Source organism: Bradyrhizobium sp., from assembly GCF_035273305.1.
Classification (GTDB): domain Bacteria; phylum Pseudomonadota; class Alphaproteobacteria; order Rhizobiales; family Xanthobacteraceae; genus Bradyrhizobium.
Window position 1 is genome coordinate 1 of sequence record NZ_DATEPI010000211.1, and the last position, 13088, is coordinate 13088.

At 61.1% G+C, this 13088-nt stretch carries 15 protein-coding genes and 1 pseudogene; 4 read left to right on the forward strand and 12 right to left on the reverse strand.

Features of this window, described 5'->3' with window-relative positions; translation table 11 throughout:
• The 3 genes from VJV58_RS14340 to VJV58_RS14350 form a co-directional block, all read right to left on the reverse strand.
• Positions 1-172, reverse strand: a 172-nt coding sequence (locus tag VJV58_RS14340; protein WP_324138036.1) for a transcriptional regulator, incomplete at its 3' end; no start/stop codon positions are given.
• 3 nt (positions 173-175) lie between these two features.
• Entirely contained in the window at positions 176-733 is a 558-nt protein-coding gene (locus tag VJV58_RS14345; protein WP_324138024.1) for a hypothetical protein, read from the reverse strand.
• Positions 730-1734, reverse strand: a complete 1005-nt coding sequence (locus tag VJV58_RS14350; protein ID WP_324138025.1) for an alpha/beta hydrolase — start codon at positions 1732-1734, stop codon at positions 730-732. Before VJV58_RS14350 ends, VJV58_RS14345 begins: the two co-directional genes overlap by 4 nt.
• Positions 1735-1879: 145 nt before the next feature.
• On the opposite strand from VJV58_RS14350, the gene xseA reads away from it, so the two are divergent.
• The gene (gene xseA / locus VJV58_RS14355; RefSeq protein ID WP_324138026.1) at positions 1880-3490 is read left to right on the forward strand and encodes an exodeoxyribonuclease VII large subunit; all 1611 of its coding nucleotides are present in this window, start codon (positions 1880-1882) and stop codon (positions 3488-3490) included.
• A 15-nt stretch (positions 3491-3505) separates the two neighbouring features.
• Here xseA and VJV58_RS14360 read toward each other — a convergent pair whose 3' ends face one another.
• Positions 3506-4336 carry a dienelactone hydrolase family protein gene (locus tag VJV58_RS14360; protein ID WP_324138027.1) on the reverse strand — a complete coding sequence of 277 codons (831 nt, stop codon included), beginning with the start codon at positions 4334-4336 and terminating at the stop codon, positions 3506-3508.
• A 190-nt stretch (positions 4337-4526) separates the two neighbouring features.
• Here VJV58_RS14360 and VJV58_RS14365 point away from each other — a divergent pair, with 190 nt between their 5' ends.
• Positions 4527-4757, forward strand: a complete 231-nt coding sequence (locus VJV58_RS14365; RefSeq protein WP_324138037.1) for a DUF2093 domain-containing protein — start codon at positions 4527-4529, stop codon at positions 4755-4757.
• On the opposite strand, the gene lpxK is transcribed toward VJV58_RS14365, so the two are convergent.
• Genes lpxK through VJV58_RS14395 form a run of 6 tightly spaced genes read right to left on the reverse strand, consistent with a single transcriptional unit; the run spans position 4754 to position 10317 of the window.
• Positions 4754-5767, reverse strand: a complete 1014-nt coding sequence (gene lpxK, locus VJV58_RS14370; protein WP_324138028.1) for a tetraacyldisaccharide 4'-kinase — start codon at positions 5765-5767, stop codon at positions 4754-4756. The two genes, VJV58_RS14365 and lpxK, sit on opposite strands and share 4 nt — an antisense overlap.
• Positions 5760-7064 carry a 3-deoxy-D-manno-octulosonic acid transferase gene (locus VJV58_RS14375; RefSeq protein WP_324138029.1) on the reverse strand — a complete coding sequence of 435 codons (1305 nt, stop codon included), beginning with the start codon at positions 7062-7064 and terminating at the stop codon, positions 5760-5762. Before VJV58_RS14375 ends, lpxK begins: the two co-directional genes overlap by 8 nt.
• Positions 7057-7773: a lysophospholipid acyltransferase family protein gene (locus VJV58_RS14380; RefSeq protein WP_324138030.1), complete on the reverse strand. Its 717-nt coding sequence runs from the start codon at positions 7771-7773 to the stop codon at positions 7057-7059. The genes VJV58_RS14375 and VJV58_RS14380 overlap by 8 nt, the downstream gene beginning before the upstream one ends.
• Positions 7770-8015 (reverse strand): DUF4170 domain-containing protein, encoded by a 246-nt coding sequence (locus VJV58_RS14385; RefSeq protein WP_324138031.1) that lies wholly within the window; start codon positions 8013-8015, stop codon positions 7770-7772. Before VJV58_RS14385 ends, VJV58_RS14380 begins: the two co-directional genes overlap by 4 nt.
• 54 nt (positions 8016-8069) lie before the next feature.
• Positions 8070-8888: a 3'(2'),5'-bisphosphate nucleotidase CysQ gene (locus VJV58_RS14390; RefSeq protein ID WP_324138032.1), complete on the reverse strand. Its 819-nt coding sequence runs from the start codon at positions 8886-8888 to the stop codon at positions 8070-8072.
• On the reverse strand, positions 8875-10317 hold the full coding sequence (locus tag VJV58_RS14395) for a TldD/PmbA family protein (protein ID WP_324138033.1): 1443 nt from the start codon (positions 10315-10317) through the stop codon (positions 8875-8877). The genes VJV58_RS14390 and VJV58_RS14395 overlap by 14 nt, the downstream gene beginning before the upstream one ends.
• 250 nt (positions 10318-10567) lie before the next feature.
• Between VJV58_RS14395 and VJV58_RS14400 the strand changes: the two genes are divergently transcribed.
• Positions 10568-11089, forward strand: a complete 522-nt coding sequence (locus VJV58_RS14400) for a DUF6101 family protein (protein WP_324138034.1) — start codon at positions 10568-10570, stop codon at positions 11087-11089.
• Positions 11090-11153: 64 nt separating this feature from the next.
• On the opposite strand, the gene ubiA is transcribed toward VJV58_RS14400, so the two are convergent.
• Positions 11154-12086 carry a 4-hydroxybenzoate octaprenyltransferase gene (ubiA, locus tag VJV58_RS14405; protein WP_324138035.1) on the reverse strand — a complete coding sequence of 311 codons (933 nt, stop codon included), beginning with the start codon at positions 12084-12086 and terminating at the stop codon, positions 11154-11156.
• Between the two features lie 10 nt (positions 12087-12096).
• Entirely contained in the window at positions 12097-12762 is a 666-nt protein-coding gene (locus VJV58_RS14410; RefSeq protein WP_324138038.1) for a hypothetical protein, read from the reverse strand.
• A 208-nt stretch (positions 12763-12970) separates the two neighbouring features.
• Here VJV58_RS14410 and VJV58_RS14415 point away from each other — a divergent pair.
• Positions 12971-13088 (forward strand): annotated as a pseudogene (locus VJV58_RS14415) (16S rRNA (uracil(1498)-N(3))-methyltransferase); the annotation flags it as partial.

Sequence of the window (13088 nt, forward strand, 5' to 3'; positions counted from 1 at the left end):
AGCCGGCTCTCGCCAGAGTCTCGATATGAGCGCCGAGATTGCCATCGGTGGCGCCCGTCAGCCGCTTGAGGCGGGAGAATTCCAGACCGGGTGCCGCAGGCGGAATCGCGTTCAGCGCTGCCATGATCTTCAGCCGCAACGGCTGATGAATGATCTCGTCCAAGTCAGCCAATCCTCAGTTCCGGCGCATCCAGAGCCCGCCCAGGATCAATCCTCCGCCGTTCACCAGTGCCATCCACGGCTCGAACCAGTGGCCCAGGTAAAAGTAACCGACCAAAGTCAGCGCGGTAATCGAAAGACCGATTGCGACGTAGGCGTGCCCGATCCACAGCCCGGCAATGGTGTACACCAGCATGAAATACATCGCCCAGAACGTGCCTATCTGGCGCGGGGCCGTTACGTGACCGAGCCAGCAAGTGAACATCCCGAACGCGATGAACAGCAAAAACGCAATGAGGATACGGATATCGAAGATGCGGATGCCGGTTCTGGAGTAACCGATTGCGCTGATCGCGAATGAGCCCGCGATCCCCGCGAGGTAAACAGCAAGCCAGGAAAAGCCGGCGGAGCGTGGCCAGACAAAGGACGCGAGGTTGCCCGCCACGACCAGCACGCCCCAGGTGATGATGAACAGGCTGGAGAGCTGGTAAATCGTCGATTGCCGAACACGGCGCGCCACGGAATCGATATCGGACAGAGCGGAAGCCGCTTCCTTTGCGTCTATGCTCGTCATGATTTCAAACCTGCTGCCGCGATATAGTCCGCAACTATGGAAACGGCCGCGGGGTCGCTCACGATTCCCATGTGGTTGATGCCCTCAATCAGCTTCACTTTAACCGGTCGCGAAGCTCCGCGCACGGCCTCCGCATATTTGTCCGCCAGCATCAGCTCATCGTCCGCGCCCGCGATAATTGTCACCGGCCTGGTTGCGCCAGCGATGTCGGCGCGGAAGTCTGGATGATTGGCGAAATTCCGCATCAGCCGGTCGGTATAGGTCGGCACCAGAGTCTGGCTGGAATTCGGAGGCACCGCGAACGCCAGGGTGGGCAGCGCCTCGCAGCAGTGAATGCCTACGGCCCTGAGCGCTGACAGGGCGATAATGCGCGGAATAGCGGCGCTGGCCCAGCCGGAATTGGGACGGTTGGTCGGCGCGTTGTAGCCGAGATATGGAGCGAGCAGTACGGTCTGGTCAAACAGGTCCTGGACCGGCGAAGCGGCAACCCGCAACGCGAAGCCGCCACCGGAGGAGTGTCCGATCAGCGTCAGTAGCGCTGTGGCAGACGTCTTCCGGATGACGCCGACAAAGTCGGCGAGATCGTCCTCGAGCTGACCAACATAACCGATGTCGCCCCGCGTGCCTGACGTTCCATGTCCACGCATGTCGATTGCGAACGATTCCACTCCGCGCTTTGCCAGAGCAACGGATAGGGCATGGATTGAGCCCGCGCTCGAACCCGAAGAGCCGTGAATCACGACGGCTACCTGACCGCTGGCGCGCCCGAAGGGCGGATAATGGCGGAAGCCGAGGAAGGTCCCGTCCCGGGCCTGAAAACGCTCGATTGCAGGCAGCGTACTGAAATCCACGGATTTGCGGGCAGCCGAGATCGACGTCAGTTCCTGAGGCTGCCGGGGCGCCCGGGCAACCATTCCGGCCAGGACCAGACCGGCCAGCCCGAGAACCGCAAGGCATCCGATAGCGACCCTTAGGCTTGCTGAAATGATTTTTGCCGGCATGAAAATGCTCCAGAGTGCCAAATTTACTAGAAACAACAGAGTACTCTATATCATAGAGTCCATGGTTTGCAAATGCCGATTTGCGGTGGAGCCTGAAATTCCTACCTTGCGCAGACACTCAAAAACCTTGAATCGATTGGGCGAGATGACCGCCACTGAACCGCTGAAGAACGCGCCGGCATTCACGGTGTCCGAGCTGTCGTCCGCGCTAAAGCGGACGGTGGAGGATGCCTACGGTCATGTCCGCGTGCGTGGCGAAATCTCCGGCTTTCGTGGCCCGCATTCCTCAGGTCATTGCTATTTCGTGCTCAAGGACGAGAACGCGAAAATCGAGGCGGTGATCTGGAAGACCGCTCACGCTAGAATGCGTTTCAAGCCGCAGGAAGGCCTCGAGGTCATTGCCACCGGCAAACTGACTACGTATCCGGGATCCTCAAAATATCAAATCGTGATCGAGGCGATCGAACCTGCCGGTATCGGCGCTCTGATGGCGTTGATGGAGGAGCGCAAGCGCAAGCTCGGCGCGGAGAGATTGTTCGACGAAGCACGTAAGCAGCTTTTACCATGGCTGCCGGAAGTGATCGGTGTCGTCACCTCCCCGACCGGCGCCGTCATCCGCGACATCCTGCACCGCCTGCAAGACCGGTTTCCGCGCCGGGTGCTAGTGTGGCCGGTTCGGGTCCAGGGCGAAGGCTCCGCCGAACAGATAGCGGCGGCGATCCGTGGCTTTAATGCGCTTCCCCAACTCGGCAGAGTTCCGCGACCTGACCTTCTGATCGTAGCGCGCGGCGGCGGCTCTCTGGAGGACCTCTGGTCCTTTAACGAAGAGATTGTGGTGCGGGCCGCGGCCAACAGCATGATCCCGTTGATTTCGGCGGTTGGCCACGAGACCGATATTACGCTGATCGATTTTGCCGCCGATAGGCGCGCGCCCACCCCCACAGCCGCCGCCGAAATGGCAGTTCCGGTGCGAAGCGAACTCTTCATCGAGGTGGATGGGTTGGCGCGACGGAGGCTGCTGTGCTGGCAACGAGCCCAGGAAGCCCGCCGCAACGAGTTGCGCGCCGCCGCGCGCGCGCTGCCTGCCGCGGGCGAGTTGCTGGCCATTCCCCGGCAGCGGCTGGACAGCGTCACTGCTTCCCTGCCCCGGGCGCTGAAAGCGAACACACACGCGCATTTCCGCCGTTTTGCAGCAGCCAGCGCACGATTGACGGTGCGTGTATTGCGGGCACAGCTCACCCAAGCCCAGCACCGATTGATTGTAGCCGGCGAACGCATGACGCATTCGGGCCGCGGGCTGTTGGCAAATCGCAGGGATCGTTTTGCGGGACTTGCGATCAGGCTGCAGGCCTCAAAGCTCTCGAACGCGCAGGCGCAGCGTCAGAACATCGCGCGCGACCGCGAACGGGTGCTGCGGCTGGCCGAGCGCGCACGGCGCGCATTGTTGACGGCAACGCTGCGCCTTCAGGCGCGGGTTGCAAATAACGGTCAGCTACTGGGAGCGCTTTCCTATCGCGCCGTGCTCGCGCGCGGTTTTGCGCTGGTGCGGGATGCGGGAGGCCACGCCATCCACACTGCTGCCAGCGTCGCACCGGGCTCACGGCTGGACGTGGAGTTTTCGGATGGACGCATCGCGGCGACCGCGGATGGAAACCGCCCGGCGGCAACGAATGCGACAAAGGGTGTTTCGAGCGAGCCAAAGGCCGCCGTTGCGAAGCGCGCCATCAAACCGGCTGGCCAGGGAAGCCTGTTCTAGAGACGCAGGGTGCGTTCACCGCGCCAGCCATTCCGTGACGCGCTTTTGCGAATCGGCGCGCGCTTCCGCATCGGTACCGAGATGGCCGCGTTCCGGCACGGTACTATCGGACGCTCCCACAATCGCATGTAGCGGAAAGTTTGCCCGGTCAAAATCATGGTAGGCACCGGGATAGACGATAATCCGCGTCAAGGCGCTACGGCCGCGTGCGCCATCAACCATCTGACGGCACGCTGGCGGCGAACTGACGTCGTCCTTGGCCCCGATCAGAAGCAGCGTCGGAATTCTTGCGCTCCATCCGAGCCCGGACGAAATGCGGCAGTCCGGATAGAACGCGACCGCAGAGCGAAAGTCGGGCTGGATACCCCGTGAGGGAAGCTGCGGTCGTACCGCCCATAAAAGCGCGCTGGCGCCGTTGGCCCATCCCAACAGGCTAATGTGGTCGCGGGCCGCCCATGGTTGCTGCAACAGCCATTGCCTGGAAGCCATGATGTCGGCGACCCGTTCTCGGCGAGCATGAATCTTGTGCTCCTTCACACGACATTGCGGGCCAAGTTCACGCGAACCATAGGAGTCCGGCATCAGCACCGCGTTGCCTTCCCTGAGCAATTGCTCGGCCCATTCCCTGTAGCGCGGTTGGACTGGTTCGGAATGGCCGCCTAGCCCGCCGCAGCCGTGCAGCGCGATCACCACCGGAAACGGACCGTCACCGCCTGGCCTGTAAAGCTGTGCATGCAACACGCCGCTCTCGGAGGGTATATCGACCTCGTGCGGAGCGAGAGCCGGAGATGCTTGCGCTGCGCAGCCGAACAGCGTCAGAACTGTGATTGCTGATAAAAGTCGCATCGAAATTGCCGGATCGTCATCGCGCCTGATAACAGCGTTTCATTGCTCGCGGAACGCTAGCATGTGCAGGTCGCAAATTTCATCACAAATAGGTGGGTTTGACGAGCGGACAGCATGACCTATTTATGCTAGAGCGCGTTACGAAACGGGCTGCTCGGCGGCCATGAAGAACGTATCGGAGACGTCATTCGTGCTGAATAAATTCGGCCCCTCGGGACATGGTGAAGCACAGGTACAATATCTTGACGGCGACTTCCGCGTGATTTCGCCGGGGACCTATGTGCGCTGTGCCGTGACGGATGTCCGAATACCGCTGGACGAGCTCAAATACTGGAGCGTCGATCTGCAGGAACCTTACGCGCTCCCGAGCGCGGTACTGCAGCGGCATTTCCCGGCCGCCGCGTCAAAAACGCGGGCTTAGCTGCTGCCGCGAAATTTTTTCGCACGCGCCTGAAACAATCGATCCGCGACGAACGCGCGCACTCGCGACGGTTCTTCGAACTCTAACGTTATAGCAAACGGCACGATCTGCTGTGCCTCGACGCTCCGAAGCCGCACCATATCCTTTTCGGTCGTTACCAATGTCAGTGCGTCCTGCTTCGCCTCGGCGATCAAGCCTTCAATGTCATCTTTGGAAAATGGACAATGATCCGGAAACGCTCGCTCTCTCGCGACCTCGATCCCGAAATTGCGGAGCGTCCTGAAAAATCGTCCGGGATCGCCGATACCGGCGAAAGCCAGCACCCGCTTACCGCGGACAGTTGCCAGAGATGCCTCATGCGGTCTGATTTGCGCCGATAGCACCGGCCTGCCGTGCGCGGCAACGGCATCCGCAACAGCTGCGGCGGCAGAACCGCCGCCGATCACGATGAGCGCGTCGGTGCGGGCAAGTTGCGGCCGCAGCGGCGCTCGTAACGGGCCGGCGGGGAACACCTTGCCATTGCCGAGGCCACGCTCGGCGTCGATCACGATCAACGAGGCATCCTTCGCGATCGCGGGGGTCTGGAAACCATCATCCATCAGTATTGCGCTGGCATTCCGGGCCCGGGCCAAAGCCACGCCATCGACGCGATCGCGCGAGACGACCACCGGGACAGTTCCGGCTAGCATAAGCGGCTCGTCGCCGACATCGGCAGCTTCGTGGACCAAGGGATCAACGAGAATGGGGCCGCGCAATTTTCCACCATACCCGCGGCTGAGTACGATCGGGGTCTCGCCGATATCGCGCAGCAGCTTGGTCAACGCCAGAACCAACGGGGTCTTGCCGGCGCCGCCGAGGTGATAGTTGCCGACACAGAGCACGGGAACGCCGGCATCAAAGCCCGTGCGAAGCATTCGGCGACCGGTGATCATGCCGTAGAGCGTGCCAAGCGGGCTCAGCAATAAGGACATGAGAGACGGTGGCCGGTACCAGAATTCCGGCTCACGCATTCGCCGCTCCCCTTTCGAGCTGCACTTGCAACAGGTACGGCTCAAGCGCGGTCAGCGTCCGATCGAGCGCGCCGCCAAGTTCTCCGACCACCTGCGCCGCGGCAGCAACCGATGCCTCCCGTGCCGCAGTGTCCGCCAGCAGCTGCCCCAGCTGTTTCACCAGCGCCTCCGGCGTTTCGGCTCTTCTGGCGCCGCCGGCATTGTCCAGCGCATCATAGATATCGCTGAAATTGAACACGTGAGGTCCATGCACAATCGAAGCGCCGAGCTTCACCGCTTCGATCGGATTCTGCCCGCCATGTTCGATCAGGGATCCGCCCATGAAAACGATCGGGGCAAGCCGGTAGAATAATCCGAGTTCGCCCATGGTATCGGCGATGTAGACGTCAGTGGTCGCGCTTGGGAGTTCCTCGCGCGAACGCACAGCCACGTGGAGCCGGGACGCGGGAATGCTCCGGGCAATGGCTTCGCCGCGCTTGTGGTGCCGCGGAACGATCACGGTCAATAGCGACGGAAAGAACCGCGCAAGCCTCCGGTGCGCCTCAAGCAAAATATCTTCCTCGCCGGGGTGAGTAGAGGCTGCCACGATGATTGGGCGGCCGCGCGTCATGGTCAGCAGCCGATCCAGTTTGGCCGGATCGGCGGGCGGCGCCGGTACATCCAGCTTCAAATTGCCGGTGGTAACCACGTTGAGGCTGCCGAGCGCGGCAAAGCGTTCGGCATCGATTTGGGACTGCGCTAGGCAGACGTCGAATCGGCCAAGCAGTGCGGAGATCGTCCCGGCGAATCTGCGCCAGCGCGGGAAGGACCGATGCGACATGCGGCCGTTGATCAGGACCATGGGCAGCCGACGTTCCGCACTCGACAGGATCAGGTTCGGCCAGAGATCGGATTCGATGAACAACGCAAGGCTTGGCTGCCAGTGATCGAGAAAGCGGGCCACATAACGGGGTGAATCATACGGTAGATATTGGTGAATGATGTCCGGCGGGAATCGTTTGGCAACGATGGCGGCCGACGTAACCGTACCCGAGGTCAACAGAATGCGCAGATCGAGCGCGCGCAACCTTTCAATCAGAGCCGCCGCCGCCAGCACCTCTCCGACGCTCGCGCCATGAATCCAGACCAATGGTCCGTGCGGCCGAATGTCCTCGCTCATGCCGCGGCGCTCGTCGACCCGTGCCGGATCCTCCTTGCCCTTTTTCAGCCTGCGATTGATGAGCACCGGCGCGAACGGCACCACGGCTGAGGACAGTGTCTGGTAAAGCCGCAGTGTCATCGGCAGTGAATTAGCCATAGGCGGCCTGTTCCGGACGGCCGACCTGCGCGTAAGCGCGACGGGTCGCTTCGTTCAAAGTGGCTTCCAGCTTTACGCGCAGTGATTCCATGGTCGCGGAATCCGCGTCCGCCGGCACGAAAATCTCTTCGATGCCCACCAACGCGCCCCGCCCGAATGGCAAATTGATGGTAGTGCGATCCCAATTCTTCAACCTGAGGAAACGGCTGGTCGCCATCGCAAAGGGCATGATGGGCCGTCCGGATTCGCGCGCCAGCATGATGATGCCCAGTCCCGCGACACGCGAGCGCTTCGGCACGTCGGCGGTAACAGCGACGTTATAGCCGTCCTCCAGCGCACGTACCATCTCCTTGAAAGCTCCGACGCCGCCTTTGCGATGAAACGCGCCGCCGTGATCTCCGGAACCACGAATAGTACCGATGCCGAGGCGCTCGGCGGCGATCGCGTTGAATTCGCCATCGCGATGCCGCGATATAAGCACCTTGGCCCGATGACTTTCTTTGGTCTTGATGAACGGTGTCATGAAATGCTGGCCATGCCAGAACGCAAAGATCGCGGGCTGCTGCGGTTCGACACGTTCATATATGTTAGGCGGGTCGATAGTGAATTTGTTCGTGCGCCAGACAATCCGGAGGTACTCGGCGGCGAGAAATCCGACCGCGCGCTGGACGCGGCTGCTGCGCAGCAGATTGCGAACCAGCTTTTTCAACTGGGCTTCGCGTCTTGACCTGGATCGAGCAGCCGGTGGAGGTGCACGATGAAATAGCGCATGTGAGCGTTATCCACAGTCTGTTGCGCCTTCGCCTTCCAGGCCGCGTAAGCGGTCGCGTAATTAGGGAAGACACCGACGACTTCGACCTTGTCCAGATCCTTGAACTTGGTGCCACCGAGATCCGTCAGCTCGCCCCCGAGAACCAGGTGAAGCAGTTGCTGCTGGGCACTATCCGCCATGATTCCCCTTCTAGCACGGTGCCGCGAGGCAAGCTTTGCAAAACGCGTCGGTGTTCAGGGGACTGGCTGTCGTCGAAAATGCTCGACGATGCGTGCATGACGATCGCGGCCCGCAGCCACGAGCATACTATGCCCGACTTCGCGGCGATTGTAGACGAGCGCATCCCCCGATAACGCGGTCATGTTACCATCCGCTTCCTGCACGATCAAATTGGCCGCGGCAAGATCCCAGTCACGGCTTTGTCCACCGGCAAAAGCGGCATCCAGGCTTCCCTGCGCGACGCGGCAAAGCCGAAGCGCCAGCGATCCGATTCGGGGATGCAGGATAATTTCATGTTCGGAAAACCTGAGCCGCTCCACCAGTGGCTTCGGCCCGGCGATGCGGGCAAAATCCAGCTCCGCGCCTTGTGTCACATGCACCCGCAGACTGTTGAGCACGGCACCCTGCCCACGCGCGGCAAAGAAGAACTCCTCGCTCGCAGGGGCAAACACGGCGGCCAGCACCGGTAAGCCATGCTCTACCAGTGCCACGCTTACGCACCAGTCTTCGCGGCCGGCGAGATATCCACGGGTGCCGTCTATGGGATCGACGATCCATACGAAACGCCTGGCAAGGCGCGAATTGTCGTCGACGCTTTCCTCGGAGAGCCAGCCATAATCTGGTGTGGCCGAGCGCAGCCGCTTTTCAAGCAGGTCGTTAACGGCAATATCGGCCTCTGAAACCGGAGACGAGGCGCCCTTGGTCCATCTCTTCAATTCGGTTCGAAACAGCGAGAGCGCCAGCGCGCCTGCCTCGTGCACGGTGTCCTTTAGCAGCGCCGCATCGCGGATCAGAAATTCATCGCGCGCGATGCCTCCGCTAACGTCCGCCAACCGTCAACCCCTCTATGCGCACAGTTGGAGCATTGACGCCGTAACGGAATTCCAGATCATTGGCAGGCGCCAGCGTCTTGAACATTTCGAGCAGATGGCCGGCGATCGTGACTTCGCTCACCGCAAAGGTGATCTGGCCGTTCTCGATCCAAAAGCCGGACGCGCCGCGGCTGTAGTCGCCGGTCACGCCATTGACACCGGAGCCGATCAGGTCGGTGACATAGAACCCCTGCTTGATATCGGAGATCAATTCGGTCGGGCTCGGCTCGCCCGCTTCGAGGTGCAGGTTATATGGCCCAGGTGACGGTGACGATGATACTCCCCGATGGGCATGGCCAGTGGTGACCAGTCCGAGTTCACGCGCCGTGGCGCAATCCAGCAGCCAGGACGTCAGCACGCCCTCGTCGATGATAGCCAGTTTTTTGACTTTCACGCCCTCGGCGTCAAACGATTGCGAGCGCAAGCCCCGAACCCGCAATGGATCGTCGATAACGCGAATGTTCTTGGAAAACAGCTGCTGCCCCAGACGATCCCTCAGGAAACTGGTTTTGCGTGCAATCGAGGAGCCGTTCACCGCGCTGATCAGATGGCCGACCAACGAACCGGACACTCGGGGATCGAACACCACCGGCACCTTGCAGGTCTCAACCTTGCGCGGATTGGCGCGGGCCACCGTGCGCTCACCGGCCTTGCGGCCAACGCTCTCAGGCGAGGCGAGATCGGAAGCATGCGGCGCGGTCGTGAAATCGTAGTCACGCTCCATGCTGGTACCATCACCGACGATGGCGGTCATGGCGATGCCCTGGCTCGAGCGCAAATACGAGCCCTGGAAGCCCGTGGAGGTCACCAGCACCATGCCAGCGATACCCGTTGACGCTGAAGCGCCGCCCGATTTAGTGACGCCCTTGACCGCGAGCGCCGCAGCTTCGGCTTCCGCGGCGCGACGTTCAAGCTCCGATGTGGTGGGCACTTCGGGGTCAAGCAGATCGAGATCGGGAAATTCGCGCGCCAGCAATGACGGATCGGCAAGTCCGACGTACTTGTCATCGGGCGCGACACGCGCCATCGCAACCGCGCGTTCGGCGAGCTTGGCGATGCCGTCGCCGCTGATATCATTGGTAGAGATTACTGCCTGTCGCTGCCCTACCAGCACTCGCAATCCGATATCGTCACTTTCCGAGCGTTCGGATTCTTCAACGCGACTGTCCCGCAGTTCGATGCCTTGCGAAATACCGCGGACCGCAACGGCGTCGGCAGCATCGGCGCCGGCGCGTTTTGCCGCCTCGACGAGCCGTTGCGCGAGGGCACTCAAGGCGGATTGATCGAAAAGGTCTGAGGCAGCGGATTTCGGCGAATGCGCTGAAGTAGCGGATGGTGAAGAGATCACGAACAGAATCCGGCGATGAAAGAAGATTGACGGGGGCGCCATGCAAATCAGTGAGTCCTTGAAATGTGCCCGATTCACAATGATTTCAAGCAATATTACTCACTTGAAACGAAAGATTTTCGGTCCCACCGCAATCTTCCGTCAATCATGTGAGCCAATCCGTTGTCAAGCATGTGGATGAAAGCAGTCGGAGTGACACCCAGTTAACCGAGCTTTTTAAGCGGTTTCGCAATGGCCTCTGGCAAACTCGCCTTATCGACCGGGGAGCATAATTCCGGCGGGGAGACAAGCCGTGAGGCGTCAAACAAAAACGGGCGGGATCAATTCCGCCGGGTCGAGCCGCGTGTTGCGGCTCGACCCTCTTTCCTTACCGGTCAGCTTCGATGCGCATGACATACGCGCGGACGGCGGCGTACGGAGTGTTGAACTTCATCGCGAACGCGTTGTGTTGCGTCGTGCCGTCCACGGCATGCGAATGGCGGTCAACGTCCGCGTACGCGATTTTCGCGGCGTTGCGCTGCGCGATGTCAACGACGCGCAGATGCTGGTGCTGGCGCATCGCGATCCTTCCTTGACCATTCCGCTCTGCGTTAGTTCCGATCCCGACGAGATCGCGACCGCCTGGCAGATGTGGAGCGACATCTTCGCGCTTCCGCAATTGCATGAAGATGTCCGTGAACCGGCTCCGAGGCGGCGGCGTCACAATGCGATCCGCGCGAGGCGTCCGAAATTCTTGGTGCGAAGGCGCTGCGGCGATCTGCTCAACGCTGCCAACATTCATCAGGGCGAACGCGAGATCATCGCGCGAAACTAGCGAATTGATTTCGCCCGCGCGGCGCTAGATGCGGCGTTTTTCTTTCTATTGGTGCGGCAGCGTTTTACCCGACTCGCATCGCGGCATCGGCGAGCAGGCCAGCAAACAGCAGCAGTCCCGCATCGCGGTTGGACTTGAATAGCTGCAAGCACCGAGCGGGATCACCGATCTGGAACCGGCTAATCTGCCAGGCGAGATGGAGGGCGAACGCCGCCAGCCCGACCCATGCTGCCAAGCCGGCGCCGGCAAGCACGAGGGACAAACCGATCAAGACGACAGCCAGCCCATAAAACGCCAGCAACGCTTGAGACGTGCGGGCGCCAAACAGCCGCGCGGTCGACTTGATCCCAATCAGCGCGTCATCTTCCGTGTCCTGGTGCGCATAGATCGTGTCATAGCCAATTACCCACGCGATCGAGCCGGCGTAGAGCGCGATTGCGGTCGCATCAATCCGACCGAGCGTCACCGCGAAGCCCATGAGTGCGCCCCAAGAGAAGGCCAAGCCCAGCACGATCTGCGGCCACCACGTAATCCGCTTCATAAATGGATAGACCGCGACGATGATCAGCGAAGCGATTCCGATCGCCATTGCGAAGCGATTGAACTGCAGCAACACGAAAAGACCAATCAAAGCCTGAGCGGCCAGAAAAAACACAGCCTGGCGCACGCTCACTTGCCCCGCGGGGATAGGCCTCGAACGGGTTCTTTCTACTCTTGCGTCCAGATCGCGATCGGTGATGTCGTTCCAGGTGCAGCCGGCACCGCGCATCACGAAAGCGCCGATCAAGAACAAAGTAATGATGCGGGGCAATTGGCCGATACTGTTCGCAATTCCAGCGGCGAGCGCCGCGGACCACCAGCATGGCAACAGCAACAGCCATGAGCCGATCGGCCGATCGAAGCGTGCGAGCCGCAAATAGGGCCTGGACCATCGCGGCGCGCGGGTGTCAACCCAGTTGCCACTGGCATCAGCAACGCGGTTCGCCGCGTCGCTCATGCTTTGGGGATCATCGGGTGAGGACGTTGCCGTTCAAGGTGTCGAACGTGCTGCCGCCCTTCTTGGTCACCGTCGCTTCCGGAAGCGCGGCCGACGAACCAAGCACTTCGCTCAGGCTGGGGCCGGCTGGCGCTCTTTGCTGGGCTTGCTGCGCGGCCGCACACACCTGTTTCTGCATCTTGTCCGTATTCTTGTGCCCGTTCTTTAGCTGGTCGGCGATCTGCGGCGGAATCCCGCATTTCGCGGAGTTGCTCTCCACATAACTGATCATTTTGATCTCGGCCTGGCCGAAATTCTTGATCAGCTTGCAGGCCTCCTCCGGGGAGGCGTGACGTTCACTGGCGGCCTTGATTAGCTTGCCACGCTTCTCCGCCTCCTCCCGCAACGGCACGAACGCTTTCATGCACGCCTCAGCGGCGGCCCCACCCTGCGCTGGCGCAGCCGGGCGCTCGAAGGCCGAGCCAGTAACTGGGGCCGCACCGTGCGCCGGAAATGAGCTAGGAGCGGCGCTGATCGAGGCGGTCGGGGCGGCGCCATTGACCGGTGGAAATGCGGGATCGTTCTTGATGAGGGCTTGACCCGGTAACGGCGCCGGAAACGCGCCCTGCGCCCGCACCTGACCGACATGGACGGCTAGAACCGCCATGGTGAGCGGCACAATCAAACGGCGCATGATCAAAGGCAGTTCCTCCGGCAAGCTCATACGGTCCCGAACTTCTACCCGAGAGAAGAGTGATTTCGACCACCGCTTTTTACGATTCCTGCCGCTTCTTAACAACCCGGCGAATTTGGCAACAGCGCGACGCTAGACCGCCCCTTCAACCAATTATTGAGGCAATTTTGCTCGATTGGGCTAAAAGGCGGCCGGAATTGGAATGTCGAGCATGCCGCCACATGATTTTCGCCGGCCCCGGTTGTTCGTCGACGCGCCTTTGGCGGCGGGCAGAACTGTTACGCTTGACCGCGACCAGAGCAATTATCTCGGCAACGTGCTGCGTCTTG

What these genes read in the sequence shown, in the direction of transcription:
- VJV58_RS14395 (WP_324138033.1), bottom strand. Translation starts at nt 10,317, where the DNA reads ATGGCGCCCCCGTCAATCTTCTTTCATCGCCGGATTCTGTTCGTGATC.
- VJV58_RS14350 (WP_324138025.1), bottom strand. Translation starts at nt 1,734, where the DNA reads ATGCCGGCAAAAATCATTTCAGCAAGCCTAAGGGTCGCTATCGGATGC.
- xseA (WP_324138026.1), top strand. Translation starts at nt 1,880, where the DNA reads ATGACCGCCACTGAACCGCTGAAGAACGCGCCGGCATTCACGGTGTCC.
- lpxK (WP_324138028.1), bottom strand. Translation starts at nt 5,767, where the DNA reads ATGCGTGAGCCGGAATTCTGGTACCGGCCACCGTCTCTCATGTCCTTA.
- ubiA (WP_324138035.1), bottom strand. Translation starts at nt 12,086, where the DNA reads ATGAGCGACGCGGCGAACCGCGTTGCTGATGCCAGTGGCAACTGGGTT.
- VJV58_RS14375 (WP_324138029.1), bottom strand. Translation starts at nt 7,064, where the DNA reads ATGGCTAATTCACTGCCGATGACACTGCGGCTTTACCAGACACTGTCC.
- VJV58_RS14345 (WP_324138024.1), bottom strand. Translation starts at nt 733, where the DNA reads ATGACGAGCATAGACGCAAAGGAAGCGGCTTCCGCTCTGTCCGATATC.
- VJV58_RS14360 (WP_324138027.1), bottom strand. Translation starts at nt 4,336, where the DNA reads ATGCGACTTTTATCAGCAATCACAGTTCTGACGCTGTTCGGCTGCGCA.
- VJV58_RS14385 (WP_324138031.1), bottom strand. Translation starts at nt 8,015, where the DNA reads ATGGCGGATAGTGCCCAGCAGCAACTGCTTCACCTGGTTCTCGGGGGC.